Below are 20,279 nucleotides of genomic sequence, written 5' to 3'. Positions count from 1 at the left end.
GTCAGGGGTGACCGGGCAGCCGCGCCGGTCCCGGCGGTCCCGGCCGCTGGGTGCGGTCGGGGTCCGGGGCCGGCGGCGGCGGTCCGCTCGGTGCGGTCGGGGTCCGGGGCCGGCGGCGGCGGTCCGCTCGGTGTGTGGGCAGGGAAAGGGCCCCCTGCTCCGGGTGGAGCGGAGGGCCCGGGTGAGGGCGTCAGGCCGTGGTGTCAGGCCGTTTCGACGGCTTCGTCGGAGAGGTCGGAGAGGTCGGCCTTGCTCGTCCGCTTGTGCCACCAGGCCTTCGCGTCCCAGTCGGTGGCGTAGGCCAGGAGCATGTAGGACGCCGTAGTGCCGATGGCGAGGATCGCCTGGGCCCATCCCCAGGCGGTGGCGTGAAGGCCTGCGCCGAAGGCGACTCCGCCGCCGATGGCGCTGACCAGCGTGGCGATGCCGCAGGCGAACTGCAGGGCGAACTCGGCGTCCGCGGTGGCGACGCGGTTGACGCCGTGGCGGATGGTGTGGCGGACGTGGAGGCCAAGCACCGCCAGCTGGACGGCCCACACGGCCAGGAGGACGGCGGCGACGCCGGACAGGGCGACAAGGTTGTGCATCGGGTTCCCTTCGTGAGTGATGCGGGTGATTGTCGACAGGGGAGAGGGACTCGGTCCGGGAGTTGGTGACTTTCAACCGTTCCGGGTGACGACCGGCCACGGTGCTGACCCGGGTGAGGCGGGCGGACAGCCCGGTGGGCCGGGGGGACGGCCCTTAGGTCGGTGGTCAGCTGACGAGGGCGACGACCAGGACGGCGAGCAGCACGGGCACGGACAGCGCGACGCAGCGCGGGATGTTGATGCAGCGCTTGAGGCGGTCGATCTCGTCGCTGATGTCCTCGCACTCGACGAGGAGCCGGCCGTGGGAGCGGGAGCCGGCGGGGACGTTGGCCAGGGTCTGGCTGCGCTCGAAGTGGGTCTGGCGCAGGGCGGCGATCCGGGCGTCACGCTCTATGGCGAACAAGGGCGGCGGTCCTTTCGGGAGCGGTTTCGGAGGGTGGTTCGCGGTGCGGGACGATAGGAGTGCGGGCCGGTGGCGAGACCGGCCCGCCGGGCACGTGGTGCCCGAACCGGCCCCGGGGTGGTTCGTTCATCCCGGGGCCGGGCCACGTGGTTCGCGGTTCGGGCGGTGAACCGGTTCGCGGTTCGCCGACTCCGGTTCGTGGCTCGCCGTCAGCCGCCGACGCTGCTCGCGGTTCGCCGAACCGGGTTCGTGAACTCCTTGCGGGCGTCCGCGAGGCGGTGGTGCGCGGTGGTCTTCTTCATGCCGGTGGCCTTCATGACGAAGTCGAGGTCGACCGTGTCGTAACCGCACTGCTCGATCAGTTCGAGAACCTGCTCAACCTGGTCGGCCGCGGCCTGCTGCGCGGCGCTGCGCCGGTTCGAACCGGCCGGGGCCGGGGCGGGGCGTGCCTGGTCGGCGGCGGTTCGCGGTTCGGGGTCCGCCGGGGCCGGTTCGCCGGACGGCGCGTGACGGTTCGCGGCCTCCAGTGCGCGGCGTACGGTCGGTTCGCCGGTCCGCGCCGCGGGCAGCGCCGGGTTCGCCGAACCGCCGGGGCGGTTCGGGTGGTGGTTCGGCGAACCTGCTCGGGTGAGGCGAACTGCGAACTGCGGGATCGCGGCCGGGTTCGCCGAACCGGCCAGGGCGACGGCGAGGCTGGCGTTCGGGACGCGCGGCAGTGCGCGAACCGGCACCCAGTCGCCGACGCCGATCGCGGCGGCGACGAACCGGCGAACCGTGCCGAGGCCGGTTCGGCGAACCAGTTCGCGCTGTTCGGCCGCGGCCGTCCAGGCGAGTTCGACCGTGGACAGCGACTCATCCGTGATCGCCGCCGACCACGCGGCGAAGGAGTGCGCGGGGTAGCGCAGCCAGCGGATCGCCCCGATGGTCGGCCTCGACTGGGCGACCTTGCCGTCCGTACGGAGTTTCTGGCGGTGGACCAGCCGGGCGTAGAGCTCCCACAGCACCATGCCGGTGATGCTCATCGCCGAGTACGCCACCGCCTTCGGGGTGGCGTGCCAGTAGGTGACCTGGTCGACCATCTTCATCGCGGCCGCGTCCCAGTGCCGGCCGGTGACGACCGCGGAGGCGTGCCAGTAGTTCATGATGCTCGCCCCGATGGCGAACACCCACGTCGCGACCCGGTACAGCGTGCCGGCGTCGCCACTGCAGCGGGCCTCGTTGTACATCCACGCGACGAACACCGTGGACAGCTCCCAGGCCGCGGCGAAGAGAATCGTCGCGGGGAAGATCCAGCCCAGGACGTCGTGGGCGACGCCCGCCTGCCCGGACCAGGCCACCGCCATCGGCGCGGTGATCGGCACGATCGCCAGCAGCCGCCGGGCGTTGGTCTTCACGAGCGCCTTGAACCGGCCGGCCAGCGTGGGCCTGCCGGCCCGCTCGGCTTCCCGCGCCTCGCGCTTGAGACGGCGGCGCTCCAGCTTGCGGGCGGTGCGGCCGGTGGCCTTGCGCAGCGCCTCGCGGGCCGAGGCGAGCTCCTGGAGGGCCAGCGCCTGCGTCTCTTCGGCCTCGGCCTCCAGCTTGCGGGCCCTCTCCAGCGCCTTGGCGCTCTCGGCCTTGTCCGCGGCCGCCGCATTCTCCGCCTCCCGGCGGATCCGGCCGGCCTCCTGCTCGGCCTCGCCCCGCAGCCGCGCCGCCTCGGCGACGGCCTGGCCGCGCTGCTGCTGCGCCTCCTTCCCGGCCTGGGCGCGCACCTGGTCGGCCTCGGCCGTCGCCCTGGCCCGCACCTCCCGCGCGGCATCGGTGGCCTGGTCGACCTCCCGGTCCGCGTCCTCGCGCAGCCGGCGGGCCTCGCCACGCACCCGGTCGGCGTCGGCCTGCGCGCTGCGCCGCAGCTCCTCGGCCTGTCCGCGGGCCTCGGCGAGCAAACCATCGGCCCGGCTGCGGGCGTCGGCGAGCACGGTTTCGGCCTGTGAGGCGGCGTCCTCGCGGACCTTGGCCGCGTGCCGCTCCGCCTGGGCACGCAGCTCGGTAGCGGCGCGGTGCGCCTGGGCGCGGATCTGCTCGGCCTCCTCTTCGGCGGCGCGGGTGAGGGCGTCGGCCTTCTCCTCGGCGTCGGCGAGCAGCTGCTCGGCCTGAGCGCCGCTGTGGCGGGCCTGCTCGGCCGCCTCACTGCGCACCGCCTCGGCCTGCTCCTCGGCGGCTCGGGTGAGGGTGTCCGCGGCCTGCTCGGTGTTGGCGAGCAGAGTGGTGGCCTGCGCCTGCGCGTCGGCAAGGATCGCGTGGGCGCGCCGATCGGCCTCGCCGAGCAGCTTGGCGGCCCGCTCCTCGGCATCGGCGGTGATGCCGACCGCGAGCAGGCGGGCCTGCTCCTCGGCATCGGCGGTGATCCGTTCGGCGTCCCGCTCGGCCTGGGCCCGGACGGCGGCGGCGCGCTGCTCGGCCTCGGCCAGCAACGCCCCGGCCCGCTGGGTGGCCTCTTCCAGCAATCGGCCGGCCGCCGCGTGGGCGTCCGCGTCGGCCTCCTCGCGCTGTTCTCGGGCGTCCTGGAGGATCAGGTCGGCCTGGTCGTTGGCCAGGTCGAGGATCCGCCGGACCGCCAGTTCGGCACGCTGCGTGACCGTCTCGGCCTCGGCGGCGGCGTCCGCGCGCAGCTGCTCGGCCTCGCTTGCCCACTGCCCGGCGGTGGCCGTCTCGCGGCCGGCGGCCTCGGTGGCCCGGGCCAGCAGGGCGGTGGCGGCGTCCTCGGCGATAGCCAGGACGTCGGCGGCGCGGTCGGCGGCGTCGGCCCGGACCGGGTCGGCGAAGGGGCGGACCGGGTCGGCCGCCGGGGTCTCGGCGGGGGTCTTCGGCAGGGTGCCGGCGGGGTTCTGCGGGCGGGCGGCGGGCACCGTCGCGGGGGTCTTGGTGGCGGTCTTCCTGGCGTCGCTTCGGGTGCGTCGCGGGGTGGTGCGGGCCGGGGTCATGGCCAGGACTCCTGTCAGGATCGGTCACGTTGTGTGGTGGTTCACGCTGTTGGCGTGGGGCCGGGGGCGCTGGTGGCTGCAGGGGGTGGGAAACGGCCCCGAGCGGGGACTGCGGGGCCGTTTCCAGGGGGTGTGCGGATCTGATCCGTCTGATCCGTCTTCGCAGGTCACGATCCGTCTGGTGATCCGCCGCCGATCCGCCCTGATCCGCCCGCAGAGACGGATCAGGGCGGATCCCGGGCGGATCGGTGGCGGATCGGCGGCGGATCAGGGGGCCTCGCCCGTCGGTGACTGGGAGTGGTCAGTCGGCCGGGCTGGTGATGGCCGTCTCGACGTCCCGCAGCCAGTAGCCGGAGGGCGTGTTGTCCATGTCGAGGTCCTTGCGGCGGTCCGTCTTAAGGTTCTCGACGCCGGCCTTCTTGAGGTCGCGGCCGATCTTCTTCATTGCCTCGCGGCGGCGGTCCGCGGGCTCCCGGTCGTCCCACTGGCGCCACTCGGGCCCGGTGGTGGCGAGGTGGTCCAGGACCTGGTCGGTGAAGAGGAAGTCGGGATCGCCTGCGCGCTCGAAGGCATCCCGGATCGCCATCAGCAGCGGCGGGATATCCGCCGTGCCGGTGTCCTGCGGGCCGAACTCGTCGTCGTCCTCGGCGCACATCTCCAGCAGCTCCGGCCACGGAACGTAGCGGAGGTACTCGTCCTCGTCGGCGAACTTGAGGCCGGGCGGGTTGGGTGCCTTGAGTGCGGCGTCGATCGACTGCTGGTCGACGTCGACCAGGCCGGCGGCGAGCCGCTCGGCGGCTCGGCGCCCGCCCTCGTCGTCGGGGATGTAGTGCCACTTGTGGAGCATCGGGTCCTCGGACAGGCCGGGGGCGCCGACGATGTAGCTCTTGGCGCAGTCGTTCAGGCTGTCGCCGGACTTCGGCTGGAGCCGGTGCGGCAGGTACCCCCAGTCGATCGCCCCGCCGCCCAGGGCCTGGGTGGTGTCGACGTCCCGGCACGCTCCGAGGATCTTGAGCGCCGGGTGCTGGGCAATGTTGGAGCCCAGCAGCTCCTTGGTGGCGCCCTGCGCCGCGAACAGGATCCAGACGCCCTCCTTGCGGCCGACCAGCATCAGCTCGGCGATGATCTGCTTGCTGCGCTTGGTGAGCTTGGGGAACTCCTCGACGTAGACGAAGATCGCCGGGTGCTCACGGGTGCACGTCCAGCTGTCGCCCATGCCGAGCTTGCGGCGGATCCGGGCGCGCCCGGCGGCGAGCCGGTAGAGCGAGAGCAGGGCGAACTCGATCTGGATCGGGCTCGTGGTGGTGAGCTTGACCGCGTCGGTGAACTTCCCCGGCCCGTCGCCGGACGGGTCGAGGAACACGGTGACCGCGTTGTGGGCGGCGGTGGTCCAGTCGAGCAGGGCCCGGATGATCGTGGACTTCCCGCCGCCGGAGCGGGCGATCACCTCACCGATCAGCTCGGCGAGGCTGAACGCCATGTCGGTACCGTCCGCGCTCATCCCGAACACCCCGGCGGAGGTGATGTCCACGGAGTGCGGCGCCCGGTACGGCGGAGGCTTCATCGCGCCGAACAGGTCGCCGGTGACCACCCGCAGCACGGCCTCGGCGGTGCGCTTGCGGTTGGGCTGGAGAATCACGTCGCCGTCGCCGACGTCGAACCGCGTCTCCAGGCCGCCGAGCCGGTCGCCGATGTCGCCGGAGGTCCCGTCGGACACCCGCACCACCACCTGCCAGCCCCACGGGTGCGGGACCGGATCGCCGACGTGGGCGAGCGGCGCCCGCTCGGCGAGCAGCGCCCGCCGCACGCACTCGACGGCCACGGCCGGGTCGGTGACATCGTGGATCGGGAACGGGCGGCCGGTGTCGCCGGGGAACAACTGGGTGCCGTCGGCGGCCGGGGTGGTCGCGGCCGGGTCGGCCTGCCCGGTACCGGCCTTCTCGGTCTTGTCCTTCTTGTCCTTGGCGGGGGTGCCGTCGGCGATCTCGTACGCGAGCGCCGGGACGTCGGGGAGGGCGCGGCGCCAGCCGGTGATCCGGCCCTTGGCCCAGGCGGTGAGGAGGATGCCGGTGGCGGTGAGCGCCGGGAGGAGCAGGCTGCCGACGGCCAGCTCGAATCCGCCGGCGGCCAGGCCGAGGGTGGCGAGCGCGGCCCAGCGCTTGTTGGCGGTGCGGCGGCGGTGGCGTTCCAGTTCGTCGTCGCTGGGGGAGATGTGGCCGGTGTAGGGCTGCTGGTGGATCTCGCGGACCCGCTGGCGCCAGGCGGCGGCCTCCTCCCGGAGCGTGGCGGCGGCGGTGCCGGCCTGCTTGTGGTCGGCGGCCGTGGAGTCGTCGCCCTGCCCGGCGGCGGCCGCGCGGCGGGCCTGCTTCTCCAGGTCGCCGGCTTTCTCCTCCAGCCGTTCGATCTCCGCGTTCTGCTGGGACCTCCACCGGTTGTAGCGGCGGTTGAGCAGGTGGGCGCGCAGGTGGGCGGGCGTCTCCTGGGAGGCGCTGGCCCAGGCGCCGGTCTCGGTCTTGAGGACGGTCAGGCCGTCGCGCAGGGCGGTGTACTCGCGGCGGGCCTGTGCGGCGGCCGCGGTGGTAAGGGCCTTGGTGAGGCGGGCGGCGGCGCGGGCGGCGGGGCCCGGCCCGTCGACGGTGTCGGCCTTCTCCTTCTCTTTACCGGGGGCCGCCGGGGTGGGCTGCTCGTCGTCGACGAACTCCGCGTCGATGATGATGCGCTCGGGGTAGCTGGTGGTCACGGTGCTCCTCCAGGGCTCGGTGATGCGGGGCGGCGGGGGTTCAGCGGGAGGGCGGGCCGCTCGGGGCGTCGAGGACGACGGTGGCCAGCTCGCGGGCGGTCGCCGGCGCCGGGCCCAGGTAGGGCGAACCGGGGCAGGCGGTGTCGATGGCGGCGGCGAGCACCGGGTAGAGGCGTCCGGCGATGGCGCGGGTGGCCTCCTCGGCCGGGCCCGGGTCGTCGGTCTCCTTGTCGGCGAACAGGCCGGCGGCGAGGTGGACGAGCTGCGGTCCGGAGAGGGTGACCGTGAGGGTGGCGCGCACCGACGCCGGGTCACCGTCGATACGCGAGGCGTCGATACCGGCGAGCAGGGCGCCGAGGTGGGGCCGGGTGAGCAGGTGGTTCCAGGTGTCGACCCGGACGACCAGGGCCATGCCCGTCAGGCCGGCGGCCTTGGCCAGGGTGCTGCGCATCGTGCGCTCGCGGTCACGGCGCCGGCTGTCCAGGTATTCCTGGTGGCGGCGGGCGGCGCGCTTGTCTCCGAGCATCGGGGTCGTCCTTTCGTACGGCGGTTTCGCCGTGGAAGTGGGTGGGTCCGGGCGGTGACGGCCGCCCGCGCTCCGCGGCCGCGCTGGGCGCGGTGCGGGGCGTGGGCGACCGATGGCGTCCGGGCCGGCGGGGCCGGGGGTCAGGCGATGGTGCCGACGAGGGCGGAGCCCATGCCGTTGACGGCGGGGATGACGGTGGCCATGACCAGGCCGCCGAGGGTGGCAGACAGACCGAGGAGAATCCCGGAGATGATGCCGAGGCGCATGCGGGGCTTGGCCTTGGCGGGGATGGCCTTCCAGGCGCCGAGGATCGCGACGGTGAGGAGCAGCAGCACGAGGTTGCCCATGCCGGACAGCTCGGTCTCGGTGGCGCGGGCGGCGAGGGTGGTGTGGCCGCCGGTGCTGCCCCACATCGCCAGCGACCCGGCTCCGTTGCCGAACCAGGTGATGGCGCCTGTGGTGAACCCGATCAGGCCGGACGTGGTGGCGGTGGCGATGCCGCCGTAGAGCATGCCGACGCCGAGCGGCACCAGGTCCAGGGCGCCCTTCGTCGCGGTGCGGCCGTTCTTGATGCTGCCGATGGCGAACCTGCTGACGTGCCACAGCGGCAGCGCCATGCCGACGAAAAGACCGCCCACGGTCAGGGTGGTGGCGGGGACGAACACGGTGGTGACCTCCAGAGGAATGAGGGGAGGGGAGGGGAGGGGAGGGGAGGGGGTGGCCGCCGTCGGGCGGCCGGGGGATCAGGGCTCGCGGGTGTGCTCGGGGTGGTCGCGCTCCCAGCGCCGGATCTGGACGATCAGGACGGGGAGGGCCGCCACGCCGGTCAGGAGGACGGCGAGATCGATCCACCAGGGGTGGTCGACCAGGACGACCAGCACGATGTGCCGCAGGAACGGCGTGCACCCCACGACGCCGAGCGCCGCGCCCAGGCCCGCGCCCCACAGGACCGGGCGCAGCCAGCCGAGGCGGCTGGTCTTCCAGGAGGGGATCGGGGCGACGTGGTAGAGGAAGGCGCCGAACCCGGCGGTGAGGGCGGCCGCCAGGAGCAGGCGGTAGAGGTCGTCCATGCCGCTCACATCCCGCCCAGGGCCGCGGCCAGGCGGGTGGCCAGGTAGGAGGCGGCGAGCAGGGCGGCGACGGTGACCATCCAGGCGTGCGGGGTGGCGAGCCGGTTGTGCGCCGCCCGGTGGGCCGGGCTGGGCTGCGCCGGCATCCGCCAGGAGCTGACGCAGACGCCCAGCACGTAGAGGGCGGCGAAGCCGGTGGGCCCGGAGGGCAGCGGCACGTCGTCGGCCAGGTGCGGGGACCAGGCGGCGGTGGCGCCAGCGACCAGGCCGAGGCCGGGGGCGTTGCTCAGCAGGCGGGCGTCCCAGTCGGCGGACCGCGGGCGCCGGGTGACGATCCGGAGCGTGTTGGTCAGGTAGGGGGCGGCGAGGCCCGCGAAGAGCAGGCCCGCCGGTACGGGGGTGAGGGACAACAAGGGCAGGGGCAGGTCCACCGTGGTCTCCTGACGGTCAGTAGAGGGCGGCCAGGATCTGGTCGCCGAGGTGGTTGGCGGCGGGGATGAGGGTGGTGGCGGCCAGGCCGGAGATCCCTCCGGCGAGGCCGAGCGCGGAGCCGGAGACGATCCCGGCGGTGACCTGGCGGCGCAGCTGGTGGTCGCAGCAGCGCCAGGCCAGGACGAGGAGGACGAGCAGGACGGTGGTGGCGACGCCGCCGCCGGCGCTCATCCCGGCCGGGGCGGCCTGGGGGAGGAGTTGGTCGGAGCCGGTGCCCCCGAGGCGGTTGCCGAGGGGGTTGGTGGCCTCGGTGGTCAGGCGGCGGGCGGCGAAGCCGAGCAGGCCGCCCGTGCAGAGCGCGCTGAGCAGGCCGACGAGCAGGCCGCCGACGAGGGCGGCGACGCCAGGGAGCTCGCGGCCGCGGCGCCACCACCGCACGGCGGTGAAGACCAGGATCGCGACGGCCAGGGCCAGCCCGCCGAGGGACAGCTGAGCGGCGGTCACCGGCTCACACCCCCGTGAAGGCGTAGCCGACCAGGTGCAGTCCGGCGGGGGTCAGTGCCAGCGAGGAAACCATGGAGAAGGTCAGGACCCTCGCCGGCCACACCCGCTGGTAGCGGAAGCGGTACTCCAGGACGAGCGCGCCGACCAGTCCGGCCAGCACGACGCCCGGCTCGTCACCGAAGACGTGGTACACGGGGTTCCAGACGCTCCGGGCCACGATCGCCCCGATGACGAAGGCGAGGCCGTTGGCGACCGGGCGGAGCCGGGCGACGGCGAACCGGGCCGGGGCAGCCGGGGCTGGCGCTTGGGGCGCCGGGTAGTAGTGGTGGTGGTGGTTCGTGACGTGGACCGGTGCCGGGGCGGGTGCGGTCGCCACCCCGCCCCCGCCGCCTCCGTACCAGTTGCTGGGCTCCGGCAGACCGCCCGGCCTGGACGGCGGGGGCGGCGGGGGAGGTGCGGCCGGGGGACCGGGCGGAGGCGGCGGGGGACCGCCGCGACGCGGCGACGGAAGGTCCGGCGGCCCACTCGGCGGCGGAGGCGGCGGAGGCGGCGGAGGCGGGGGTGTGCCGCCCGACGCGCCGCGCTCGCCGGAGAGCTCGACGCGCGTCGGCTCGATCGGCTGGTCATCAGCCATCGGAATCCTCCAAGCGGGCGAGGTAGGGAACGAAGACGTGGTGGTGGGCGGCTATGGCGACCAGCAGCCAGCCGGACGTGGCGGCGCAGGTCGCAAAGAAGGCGAAGAACAGGAGGTCCACGGGCTCTCTTCTTTTCTTTGCGCGAGTGGAAGAGGGGATGGGACAGCGGTGCCGGTGGTGGGCCCTTGGCGGGGCCCGCCGCACCACTCCCGGCACCCGTCCCGGCATGGGCATGCCAGAACGGTTCCGAGAGACAGGCGGCGGGAAGCCGAACTGCGAGAGAAGAGGGGCAGAACTACTTGCCGGAGCCCCCGGAGGCCTTCGCCGCGTCGCGACGGGCCTGGTCCTCGCGCATCCGGCGCAAGGCTTCGTCAGCCTGGTTCAAGAGCCGAACGGTGATCGTCATGATCAGTCCCTCCAGAACTTCGCGTTGACGTGCTCGGGGTCGGACTTCGGGCTGAGCTCGCAACGGCTGGCCGAGTCGGTCTCGGCGGCCGGCAGGGAGACCTGCGACATGCGGTGGTGGCGCTGCGCCGCGGCCGGGTCGTGGGCGTGCCAGCCGCCGGAGGACATCCCGCTGGTGCGGGTCGTCGCGCCGGAGGAACTGGCGGACTTGGTGGAGCCGAAGCCGAGCGCGGAGAGCAGTCCCATCAGGACCGACCCCCCGCCCACTGCGGCTCTTTCGAGGTGGCGGGCGGGGGAGGGGGTGGGGGGGATCGGGGTTCCGCCGACGAGGCTCATCGGGCACCTCCGGCTGCGGCTCGGGCGGAGGCCTCGGCGGCCGCGCGGTCGGCGGCGCGCTGGGCTTCGAGGGCGGCCTGCTGCTGCTGGATCTGGCGCTGGAGTTCGGCGGCGTTCTCGGTCGTCTGGCTCATCGCGGTCACCCGGCCAGGGGGAGTGCGGGGGTGGTGGCCTGTCCGAGCTGGCCGCGGAGCTGCGCGGTGACGGCGTCGCTGGGCGTGCCGTGGCGGAGGATGTGGCGGCGTTGGGCGGCGGTCGTGCCGCCGGAGACGCCCCACTGGTTGGTGGGTCCGTGGGAGAGCTGGTCGGTCAGGCAGGTGGTGCGCTGGGTGAGCGGGCAGCGGGCGCAGATGTAGAGGGCGGCCTGTTCGCCGTCGGTGGTTCCGAGGGCGGAGGAGGATTCGGTCTTCGGGTAGAACAGCTCGGGGTCCACACCCTGGCAGGGGCGGGGGGCCGGGGCCGGGGTGGTGGTGCTGGTGGCGGTCCGGGCGGCGCTGTTCGGGCGGAAGGCGAGGTGAAAGACGGTCATGTCAGGCCGCCTTCCGGATCGCGAGACCGGCGAACACCGCGCTGGAGGCCGCCGGGTGGAGGGGGCGGGCGGGTGCGGGCACGACGGGGGTGGCCTCGGCGAGCGCGTCCAGGTCGACGGGGGTGGCGGTGCGGCGGGCGGGGTGGGCGATACCCGCCGTGTACTCGCGGGCCCGGACGGCGCGGACCTTGCGGACCGCGCTGTCGAGCAGGGCGATCAGGCCGTCCAGGCCGTGGCGGCCGGCGGGGTAGTGGCCGGCGGCAACGGCGGTCCAGACGTCCTGGGTGACGTCCTCGTCCAGATCGATCGCGGCCGGGCTGATCGCGGCGAGACGCTCGGTCGCGGCGGCGAGGAGCCGGCCGGAGTAGCGGGTGTAGAGGTCCTCGAGGTCGGGGGCGACCTCGTAGGTGGCGGTGGGTGCCATGATGGTGGTCACGGTCGGGTTCCTCTCGTCTACTGCGGTGGGTTGGGACGGCCGAACAAGGCCCCGGGGCTGGACCCCCGGGGCCTTCTTGCTGCTCTGTGCTGCTGTACGAGCAGCCACAGCAGCCCCCGACCCGTGTGCGGGTCGGGGGCTGCTGTGGTCGTTCGTGCCAGCGGAGGATCAGGCGGCGCTGCGCGGGCGCACCGGGCTCGCCGCGAGCACGACCTTCGCGCTGCGCGCCGTGGCGCGGGCCCGAGACTCCTCACGGGTGTCGCGACCCTCGGTCGGCACCTCAGCGCCGCGGATCGGGCCGAGCGCGTCCTCCAGCGGGAGTTCGCGCAGGGTGTCGGCGACGAGGACCTGCAGCCGAACGCCGGCCCACTCGGCCGCCCGGCGGACCGGGAACTGCCGCCGAAGGACGCGCTCGCCAGCGGTCCGGGCCGCTTCCTGCTGCGCCCGGTGGGCGGAGGCGGCGGTGGCCGGGGCGGGGTTGAGCTGCGTGAGCGCCGGCGGCTTCGGGGTCGGGATCTTGCGGAGGACCTTGGTCGGGCGGCGGATCTCGGCGGGCATCGCGTCCGGGGAGATCCGTCGGTCCTGCGCCCGCTGCCACGTCGCCACGTCGATGTCGATGACCACGACCCGGCGCGCGGACGAACAGCGACGGTCCCGCTGGCCGGCCGCCAGCTCGGCGCCGGACAGGTCGGTCGCGTAGTGGTCGCGGATCGTCAGGGTGGTGGCGCCCACGATCTGCTGCCAGGTCTGGCAGTCCGGGCAGACCACGGTGTGCAGTTCGGTCGGGCGCAGGTTGTACGTGCTGGGGCGCAACGTCGAGAGCTTGAGCGGGGCGAGTGAGCTGCGGCGCTTGGTGCGGACGCGAGCGGGCATCGGGGCCTCCTGGCAGGAAGAGAGGGAGAGTGCGGGGCGAGTGCTGCTCTCTCCGCCCGCCAGGCCCTGCCGGTCAGCCGGCGGTCCTGGCGCACAGACAGCGCAGCAGCGCTGAGGGTGGTGCCCGATATGTGGCAGCCCCCGCAACTTCGGGTCCCGAGGAGCGGGTGGGCTCAACTCGATCCCCGCCGAAGCGGATGGGGCTGCCTGCTATGTCGCGATGAGCTACAACCCCTCACGGAGCGTTTTAGCTATCGCTATTGCCAAGTAGAGCGGACCGGCTGCATGATGTCAATACCGATAGCTATAACGCGCCGACGACGTTGTGTCGGACCGCTAGAAGCTGATAGAGCTATCGCTAGACTTGACCCGTCCAGTCTTAGAAAGGGGTGACCGATGGCCGCCTCGTATCGCGAGATCGCCGCTGACCTGCGCCAAAAGATCAGCGAGGGGCGGTACGCGCCGGGCGACAGACTCCCGATGCTGACCGAGCTTCAGGAGCAGTACGGCGCCAGCTACCAGACCGTCCGCAGCGCTATCGCTCTGCTGGAACAGGAGGGGCTGGTTATCGCTGTTCGCCGCCGAGGAACGATCGTCCGAGAGCGCCCGGAGAAGCTGCGTATTACCAGGTCGAGGGAGGTCTTCCGCGACGAGATCGGCTACTTCTTCGATCCGACCGCCCAGCCGTGGAAGGCCCTCTCGGCACCTACGGTGAGCTGGGGAATCGTTCCGGTCGACCTCAGTGCGCTGATGGGTCTTGAACCTGGGGCCGAGGTCCTCGTACGTGACCGCGTGATGGGCGACCCAGAAACCAACGAACCAACGCAGCTGGCAACGAGCTATCTGCCAGCCGTTCTGACACGAGGAACCCGCCTGGCTGAGGCAGACACTGGCCCCGGCGGCATCTACGACCGCTTTGAGGAGATGGGGCACCGCCCGCTCGAGTGGAGCGAGAGCGTCTCCGCTCGTATGCCGTCGCCCGAGGAAGCAGAGGCACTGCATCTGCCAACCGATGTCGGAGTGCCGCTTCTTCGGGTACTTCGCTTGACTATGTCCCCAACCGGTCAGGTGCTGGAGGTCAACGACACCCGAATGAGCAGCGAGCGCTTCGAGATCGGGTACTCGATCAGTCGCAGCCCGAGCGCGCAGCTGGCGAACGACGTAGACGCTGGCGATCACTGAACTCCCCTCCCTGGCTGAGGTGACCAATCACAGCGGGCAGAGCGATCTAGGACCATCGCATCTGCATGGTGAGATCCGTACGCGGGTCCATCAACGCGTTTTCAACATCCACGTACACATGGGTTTTGGGGCTCCGCCCCTAGGCTCGCGAGCATGACGACAGCGAAGGTGGGGGGCATGGCGAAGGTCCGGCTGGGGTGGCGGCCCGAGAAGTTGCGCGAGCACCGTCAGGCGCACGGTCTGACGTTGGAGGAGGCCGGCGATAGCCTCCGGACCGTAGCCGAGCAGGTCGGGTTGAAGAATGTTCCGGCTGCTCATCCTCAGACGATCTGGCAGCACGAACAGGGCGAGGTCTACCCGGGGCCGGATTACAAGCGGGCGTACTGCGCGCTCTATCGGGCGACGGATGCCCAGCTCGGATTCCGGAATCCGCTGCCGGGCGAGGAGACCAGGTTCACGCTGACGCCGATGTCCCCAACGAACAACGGGGCTCATGTGCTGGCTGTCGAGCGGGCGCTGCACCGGATCGCGCCGGGTACGGCCGAGGCCGACAACGTGGGACTGCAGCAGCGGATCATGGATGCGTGGAAGCGCAGGCACACGGGCGGTGATCCGCACCGGCCCTCGATCGTCCTGGTCGGCGGGTTCGCCGGCTCCGGGAAGACCGAGTTCGCCAGGTTCCTGACGCAGCTGACCGGCTGGCCGCTGCTGGACAAGGACCCGCTGACCCGGCCGCTGGTCGAGCGCCTGCTCGTCTCGCTCGGCGGCGACCCCAACGATCGGCACACGGACCTGTATCGCAGCCAGGTGCGGGCGCTCGAGTACGACTGCCTGATGCAGGCCGCCTATGCCAACGTCGCCTGCGGCATTTCCAGCGTGCTGACCGCCCCGTTCATCGCCGAGATGACGGACGAAGCGTGGATGGCACGACTCGTCAACCGCTGCCGCGCCCAGGGCGTCGACGTGTCGCCGATCTGGGTGCGCTGCGACGAGGAGTCGATGCGCGAGTACATTGGCTTCCGGTCGGCCGCCCGCGACGCGTGGAAGCTGGCGAACTGGGACGACTACATCGCCACCGTCGACACAGAGCTGCGGCCGGTGGTGCCACATCTGGTGGTCGACAACCGCATGGGGGCGGCGATCTCGCTGGCCGACCAGGCCCGGCTCGCACTCGCGGAGGTGCGCGTATGAGCAGCCAGCAGCAACGCGGGGTGCTCCTCTACGCGCCACCGGCCGCGGGCAAGGACACGATCACCGCCGCGCTGGCAGCGCTGGATCCGTCCTACCGGCAGTTCACCCGGCTGAAGGTGGGCTCGGGCCGCACGGCTGGCTACCGGATGGGCTCCCAGCAGCAGCTCGAAGAACTCCGCGCTGCTGGTGCGGTCATCTACGAGAACGGCAGGTACGACAGCACCTACGTGGTCGACCGGCCCGGCCTGGAGGACGCGTTCGCCGCCGGCGTGCCGGTCGTCCACCTCGGCCAGGTCGACGGCGTCCGGGCCCTGATCCAGGGGCATCCGGCACAGTGGCTCACTGTCCTGCTGTGGTGCCCGCGCGAGGTGACCGCCGTCCGGTCAGCAGGCCGCGGGGACAGCGACACGCAGACCCGGCTCGCCGCCTGGGATGCGACGCTGACCGACCTGCAAACCAACGGCGATTTCCGATTCGACCTGGTGGTCCACACCGACGCTGTCCCGCCCGAGCAGGCCGCCGAGCAGATCCGCCAGGCGCTCGCCAACCGCGAGCAGCAGATGGTGTTGCTGGACTTCGACGACACCCTGATCGACCGACTCGGCGCAGTGACTGCCTGGGTCGCCGGGTACTGCGCCGAGCACGGCCTGGCGGCGAAGGTCGAGCAGCGCATGCTCGACGACATGAAAATCCGCGCCGACCAGGCTACCTTCGAGGGTATGTGCGCCGAGCTGCGCCTGCCCGAATCGGCCGAGCAGCTGTGGGCCCGCTACAGCACGGAACTGGCCACTGCGGTCCGTCCCTTCCCGGGGGTTCTCGACGCGCTGGACGCTGTTCGAGCGAGGGGCTGGCGGGTCGTCATCGTCACCAATGGCGGCGGTGAGATCCAGCGTGCCAAGCTCGAGGCGAGCGGCATCGCCGGCCGGGCCGACGCGGTGTGCATCTCCGAGGAGGCTGGCGCCCGCAAGCCGGACCGGCCGATCTTCGAGACGGCGGCCGCCAGCGTCGGCCGAAGCCTCGCACAGGGCGGCTGGATGATCGGGGACAATGCGGAGCTGGACATCGTCGGCGGCCGCGAAGCCGGGCTGCGCACCATCTGGATCTCGCACGGTCGTCCCTGGCCGGGCGGAGCCGAGCCGGACATCATCGCCGAGACCGCCGTGGAGGCCTTCGCACTCGTTCGCGGGGGTGCCCGATGACTTCGACACAACCGGTCCTCGGCATGCTCCACCCGGGCAGCATGGGCGCGGCCGTCGCGGCCTGCGCGGTATCGGCCGGGGCCAGGGTGCTGTGGTGCCCGGCCGGACGCAGCGCCGCGACCGTACGGCGCGCCGAGCAGGCCGGACTGGAACTGGTAGCCGAGCTGTCCGAGCTGCTGAGGCAGGCCGAGGTCGTGCTGAGTCTGTGTCCGCCAGCCGCCGCCGAGGATGTAGCTCGTGAAGTCGCCGAACACCGGTTCGCCGGTGTGTTCGTCGAGGGCAACGCGATCAGCCCGGAACGGGCCGAACGGATCGCCGGCCTTGTGGGGCACAGTGCTCGCGCGGTCGTCGACGGCGCGGTGATTGGGTCGCCGCCGGTCGGTGGCAAGACCACCCGGCTGTTCCTGTCCGGCCCGGCTGACGCGACCAGTCTGGTCGCCAGGATCTTCGCTGACACCTCGGTGTTGACGCCTGTCCTGGGCGAGGAGATCGGTCAAGCCAGCGGGCTCAAGGTGGCGTACAGCACGTACCAGAAGGCGAGCCGGGTGTTGGCCGCGCTCGCGTACGCCCTGGGCCAGCACCACGGCGTCGGCCAGGCGCTGCTGGATGTCGCCGACGCGCGGCAGGGCAGCTACCTGGTCGAGACCGACTACATCTCCAAGACCGCGTCGAGGGCGTGGAGGTGGGCACCCGAGCTGGAGGAGGCCGCCGACACGCTGCGCGCTGCGGGCCTCCCGGACGAGGTGATGCGCGCGGTCGCTGGCACGCTCCGGTATTGGACGGATGCGAAAGACAACGGCGGTATCTCGGTGGAGGACGCCCTGGAGACGCTGAGGGGGTCCGTCCGATGAAGGGTTTGTCGGGCCGTCGGATCGTTACCCGCCACCAAGCACACACGCGGCACCCCGCCGTAGAGGCGACCGGTTCGAGGTCGCTCCGGCGGGGTGCCGTCGTCGTATGCGGACACACCTCTCCCCCGAAGGGGTTGGTGTGGTGACTTAGACCAACGGGGCGCCGGCCTTTGGCGAGGCCAGCAACCCCAGGGCCGCTTCCAGTGGGGCCAACCACTGGACTGCGGCTTACGTGATCCGTCCGATTTGACGATCGGACGAGGGCCCGGAACGGGCTCCGGCTTGGCGGCCGGGGCCCGGGAAGGACGCAGTGCGGTTCTAGGCGAACCAGCCCCCCGAGGGGGTGCCTTGCAGTACCGGCTCCTGGGAGGGAGCCGTCTTGCCGTACCCCCGCGAGGGGGTCCGTTGTACCGACCCCCGGCGAAGGGGGCCGTTGCCGTATCCACTTGCGAGTAGGAGGGCTCTGTCATTTTGCAGCAGCTCACAGCCCCGTTCCAGTCCCGCAGTGTCCCCGTCGCGGCTGGTGGTGTCCCCGGTTTGAGCTCGGACGATGCGGTCCGGGAGGGGGGAGAGATCTCCTCCCCCGTTCCTGCCATGGGATTCGTCCGGGGACCGGTTGACGGACCGGTTGTCGGAGCCCCCGCCAACAGCCCCGGGACTGTGATGGACATCACACGTTCGGGTGATGGTGTCGGGGGTGCCGTGGACGGCCTCTCGGGTGTAGTTCCAGCCGCGCCGCTCGTTCCCGGCCAGCGCCAGGAGCCGGCTGACGACGCCTCCGCGGGCACGGTGGAGGTGTCGAGGGCAGTCCGGCGGCTCGTGCCGAGCCTGCCGGTACTGCCCCGGTTGCTGGTGTCGGCAGCGGAGCAGTGGGCGACCACGACCTCCGGCCGAATCGTCTCGGACCCGTACTCGTGGATGCAGGCGGTGCACTGGGTGGTCGCGTCGGGCTGCTACGTCCCGGCCTGGTCGCACGGACCGAAGGAGATGGGCCGCACCACCGTCCGGGTCGCCCAGGAGCTGGCCGCGCTGTCGCCGTGCCGCCCGGGCGTGGAGTACCTGGCGCGCAAGCTCAAGATGACGCCCCGGACCGTGCAGAACCACCTGCGGATGCTGCGCGAGTCCGGGCTGCTCGCCTACCTTGTCAAGGGCACCCGGGTCTGCGGGGTGAAGGCGAAGGCCAGCGAGTTCGTCATGGTGGTCCCGGCCGCGTTCGACCTGGCGCTGGGCATCCGCACCGCCGGGGACGGCACCACCCGCCGCGTCGTCGGGATCGCCGAGGCCGGCCGGACCGTGATGGCGCTGCTCGGCAAGAAGGCGGTCCGCAAGCTCCGGGCGGCCCGGCCGAAGACGGCGGCGAAGGCCTCGCTGACGGCTGCTGCGGCCCCGGCGGAGAGCTCCTCGTCCCACCAGTCCCAGAGTGCTGACGGCTCCTCTTCGGCCTCCTGCCATTGCACCCCAATGGAGGGTGGTTGCTGTTCTCTTTCCACTGACCGTCTTACTCGCCTTCCCTCTGAGACAGACGTCGCCAGCGGGAAGCCGAAGTCCACCACCGCGAAGAAGGTAGGGAAGGCGGGGGCGGGCGCCCGGAAGCTCAACCAGGTTGGGCGCCGTTTCGAGCTGGCCGCCGAGCTGGTGCGCACCGTGCCGTGGCTGCGCCGCGCCCTGGTTCCCCGGATCGCCTGGGTGGTGCGGGAGGTGTCGGACGCGGGCTGGACGGCAGAAGAGGTCATCGCCTGGGTGTCCACCCTCGAGGAGCCGCAGCACGGCAGCTACCGGCCCTCCGGCCTGCTCGCCCACCGGCTGCGGGGCATGACCGGCATGCCCGGCTGGCGCACCCCGAAGGAGCGCGCCGCCCAGGTCGAGCACTGGCGCGAGTCCCGCTCCGCCGCCAAGGCCCGCCACAACCGGCACTCCGACGAGTGGCGCTTCACCGACTGGCAGGACCCGGCCACCCGCGCCGTGGGCCACATGGTCGACCAGGCCTTCGCCCAAGTGCAGAAGGCCGGCGGCCAGGGCGCCCAGGAGCTGGAGCTGTTCGCCCAGGACCAGGACGGCCTGACCGACCTGCACCAGCTCACCCGCGAGGACGTCATCGAGCTGCGCGCCCTCGGTCAGAAGGACCCGGAGATGGTCCTGATGGCCATCCGGGACTGCGGCGAGGCCTACGCCCGCCAGCTCTACACCCACGGCCTGGTCGACCAGCTCCTTCGCCTGCGGCACACCGGCCGCATGGTCATCCACCAGCCCTGGAGGTCCGCGTGACCGAGACGTCCACCAGCGGCGTCGACCTCGCCCGTGTCGCCCTCAAGGCCGCCCGGGAAGCCGCCCGCACCCGCGGCGCCGACGCCCCCGGCGGTCGCAGCTCCACCACCCGCCCGACCCGCCGCACCACGGTCCGAACCGGCGGCCGCGAGCCGATCGGGCTCGGTGCCGCCCTGGCCGGCCTGGTTGCCGAACGGGCCTGGGACACCCCGACCACCGGCGGCGGCATCCTTGACCAGTGGGCCGAGATCGCGCCCGAGCTCGTCGGCAAGGTGCAGCCCGTGCACTTCGACGCCCGTACCGGCCGGCTCGACCTCCAGCCCGCCTCCCCGGCCTACGCCACCCAGCTGCGCCTGCTCGGCCGCCAGCTGGTCGCTCGGATCAACGGCAAGGTCGGCCGGACCATTGTGCGGGACCTGCGGGTCCTGGCGCCCCGCGCCATCGCCGCCGGCCCCGACCAGCGGACCGAGCACCACCAGGCCGTCGAGCAGCCCGAGGCCCCGGCCCGCACCCGCAACGACGTCACCAGCCCCGGCTTCCACCGCGCGCTCGCCGAGATCCAGCGCGCTGCCCCCGTCATCGACCCGGCCATCGCGGCCGCCATCGGCCGCCAGGAGCAGGCCATCCTCAACCACCGCGAACCCTGGGACCAGTTCGCCCAGGGCCTCGCCGAGAAAGCCGACCAGGAGAACGCCGCCGCCAGCCAGCCAGGCCCTCGCCGAACGCCGCGCCCGCCACCTCGCCGGCGTCCGGCGGGGCCCCGCCCGCGTAATGGTGTGCACCTGTGCCGTGCACACGGGACCCCTTACACAGTCTCCCGTTCCCGCCAGGTCTGCGTGGACGACTTCTCAGATCCGGGGTAGCGGGTTCGGGGGAGGTGCGGGCGGGGGCACGCGGCAGTGTTCAGCGGGGAACCGGGGAGATCACCTGTAGGTGCCTGCGGCCGTCCGGGAGAAGCGCAGCGACCTGGTTCTAGAGTCCTGGTTCTAGACACTGGGCGTCGCCGGTGATGCCGGCGTGGGCGTCACTGGCGACGCCTACCCCTCGCCATGGGCTGGTCCTTGGGTTCAAGGGGTCGTCGCAACACCACTTGGTTTTAGGTGGTGAGTAGATCACGTAGACGCTCGGCTGGGGTATTCCAGCCGAGCGTCT

22 protein-coding genes are annotated in these 20,279 nt (G+C 72.5%); 6 read left to right on the top strand and 16 right to left on the bottom strand.

The window, feature by feature from the left end:
- Window positions 1-203: 203 nt before the first annotated feature.
- From AB0P06_RS31520 to AB0P06_RS31445, 16 genes are all read right to left on the bottom strand, one after another.
- Window positions 204-587, bottom strand: a complete 384-nt coding sequence (locus AB0P06_RS31520; RefSeq protein WP_363613389.1) for a hypothetical protein — start codon at window positions 585-587, stop codon at window positions 204-206.
- A 166-nt stretch (window positions 588-753) separates the two neighbouring features.
- A complete protein-coding gene (locus AB0P06_RS31515) occupies window positions 754-990 on the bottom strand; it encodes a hypothetical protein (protein ID WP_363613387.1) in 237 nt (78 codons plus the stop codon).
- Window positions 991-1,199: 209 nt separating this feature from the next.
- A complete protein-coding gene (locus AB0P06_RS31510; protein WP_363613385.1) occupies window positions 1,200-3,953 on the bottom strand; it encodes a hypothetical protein in 2,754 nt (917 codons plus the stop codon).
- 301 nt (window positions 3,954-4,254) lie between these two features.
- The gene (locus AB0P06_RS31505; RefSeq protein WP_363613383.1) at window positions 4,255-6,693 is read right to left on the bottom strand and encodes a hypothetical protein; all 2,439 of its coding nucleotides are present in this window, start codon (window positions 6,691-6,693) and stop codon (window positions 4,255-4,257) included.
- Window positions 6,694-6,733: 40 nt separating this feature from the next.
- Window positions 6,734-7,219, bottom strand: a complete 486-nt coding sequence (locus tag AB0P06_RS31500) for a hypothetical protein (RefSeq protein ID WP_363613381.1) — start codon at window positions 7,217-7,219, stop codon at window positions 6,734-6,736.
- 140 nt (window positions 7,220-7,359) lie between these two features.
- Window positions 7,360-7,884: a hypothetical protein gene (locus AB0P06_RS31495; RefSeq protein ID WP_363613379.1), complete on the bottom strand. Its 525-nt coding sequence runs from the start codon at window positions 7,882-7,884 to the stop codon at window positions 7,360-7,362.
- A gap of 78 nt (window positions 7,885-7,962) precedes the next feature.
- A complete protein-coding gene (locus AB0P06_RS31490; RefSeq protein WP_363613377.1) occupies window positions 7,963-8,289 on the bottom strand; it encodes a hypothetical protein in 327 nt (108 codons plus the stop codon).
- Between the two features lie 5 nt (window positions 8,290-8,294).
- Window positions 8,295-8,720: a hypothetical protein gene (locus AB0P06_RS31485; protein WP_363613375.1), complete on the bottom strand. Its 426-nt coding sequence runs from the start codon at window positions 8,718-8,720 to the stop codon at window positions 8,295-8,297.
- 16 nt (window positions 8,721-8,736) lie between these two features.
- Window positions 8,737-9,225, bottom strand: a complete 489-nt coding sequence (locus AB0P06_RS31480) for a hypothetical protein (RefSeq protein WP_363613373.1) — start codon at window positions 9,223-9,225, stop codon at window positions 8,737-8,739.
- A gap of 4 nt (window positions 9,226-9,229) precedes the next feature.
- The gene (locus AB0P06_RS31475) at window positions 9,230-9,601 is read right to left on the bottom strand and encodes a hypothetical protein (RefSeq protein WP_363613371.1); all 372 of its coding nucleotides are present in this window, start codon (window positions 9,599-9,601) and stop codon (window positions 9,230-9,232) included.
- A gap of 250 nt (window positions 9,602-9,851) precedes the next feature.
- Window positions 9,852-9,980 carry a hypothetical protein gene (locus tag AB0P06_RS31470; RefSeq protein ID WP_363613369.1) on the bottom strand — a complete coding sequence of 43 codons (129 nt, stop codon included), beginning with the start codon at window positions 9,978-9,980 and terminating at the stop codon, window positions 9,852-9,854.
- A gap of 288 nt (window positions 9,981-10,268) precedes the next feature.
- Window positions 10,269-10,532 carry a hypothetical protein gene (locus tag AB0P06_RS31465; RefSeq protein WP_363613367.1) on the bottom strand — a complete coding sequence of 88 codons (264 nt, stop codon included), beginning with the start codon at window positions 10,530-10,532 and terminating at the stop codon, window positions 10,269-10,271.
- Between the two features lie 65 nt (window positions 10,533-10,597).
- A complete protein-coding gene (locus AB0P06_RS31460) occupies window positions 10,598-10,735 on the bottom strand; it encodes a hypothetical protein (protein WP_363613365.1) in 138 nt (45 codons plus the stop codon).
- A gap of 5 nt (window positions 10,736-10,740) precedes the next feature.
- Window positions 10,741-11,130 carry a WhiB family transcriptional regulator gene (locus AB0P06_RS31455; protein ID WP_363613363.1) on the bottom strand — a complete coding sequence of 130 codons (390 nt, stop codon included), beginning with the start codon at window positions 11,128-11,130 and terminating at the stop codon, window positions 10,741-10,743.
- 1 nt (window position 11,131) lies between these two features.
- Window positions 11,132-11,566, bottom strand: coding sequence for a hypothetical protein (locus AB0P06_RS31450; protein WP_363613361.1), 435 nt, complete (start codon window positions 11,564-11,566; stop codon window positions 11,132-11,134).
- A gap of 168 nt (window positions 11,567-11,734) precedes the next feature.
- Entirely contained in the window at window positions 11,735-12,439 is a 705-nt protein-coding gene (locus tag AB0P06_RS31445; protein WP_363613359.1) for a hypothetical protein, read from the bottom strand.
- A gap of 396 nt (window positions 12,440-12,835) precedes the next feature.
- Between AB0P06_RS31445 and AB0P06_RS31440 the strand changes: the two genes are divergently transcribed.
- From AB0P06_RS31440 to AB0P06_RS31415, 6 genes are all read left to right on the top strand, one after another.
- Window positions 12,836-13,621, top strand: a complete 786-nt coding sequence (locus AB0P06_RS31440; RefSeq protein WP_363613357.1) for a GntR family transcriptional regulator — start codon at window positions 12,836-12,838, stop codon at window positions 13,619-13,621.
- A gap of 153 nt (window positions 13,622-13,774) precedes the next feature.
- Window positions 13,775-14,812, top strand: a complete 1,038-nt coding sequence (locus tag AB0P06_RS31435) for an AAA family ATPase (protein ID WP_363613355.1) — start codon at window positions 13,775-13,777, stop codon at window positions 14,810-14,812.
- A complete protein-coding gene (locus tag AB0P06_RS31430; RefSeq protein ID WP_363613353.1) occupies window positions 14,809-16,011 on the top strand; it encodes an HAD family hydrolase in 1,203 nt (400 codons plus the stop codon). The genes AB0P06_RS31435 and AB0P06_RS31430 overlap by 4 nt, the downstream gene beginning before the upstream one ends.
- Window positions 16,012-16,052: 41 nt before the next feature.
- Window positions 16,053-16,862: a DUF1932 domain-containing protein gene (locus tag AB0P06_RS31425; protein WP_363613351.1), complete on the top strand. Its 810-nt coding sequence runs from the start codon at window positions 16,053-16,055 to the stop codon at window positions 16,860-16,862.
- Between the two features lie 795 nt (window positions 16,863-17,657).
- Entirely contained in the window at window positions 17,658-19,127 is a 1,470-nt protein-coding gene (locus AB0P06_RS31420; RefSeq protein WP_363613349.1) for a helix-turn-helix domain-containing protein, read from the top strand.
- Window positions 19,124-19,990 carry a DciA family protein gene (locus tag AB0P06_RS31415; RefSeq protein WP_363613347.1) on the top strand — a complete coding sequence of 289 codons (867 nt, stop codon included), beginning with the start codon at window positions 19,124-19,126 and terminating at the stop codon, window positions 19,988-19,990. Before AB0P06_RS31420 ends, AB0P06_RS31415 begins: the two co-directional genes overlap by 4 nt.
- Window positions 19,991-20,279 lie beyond the last annotated feature (289 nt).

It is taken from the genome of Kitasatospora sp. NPDC088351 (genome assembly GCF_040685575.1).
Classification (GTDB): Bacteria; Actinomycetota; Actinomycetes; order Streptomycetales; family Streptomycetaceae; genus Kitasatospora.
The sequence above is the reverse complement of the archived record's forward strand: the minus strand, read 5'-3'. Positions and strand labels throughout refer to the sequence as shown.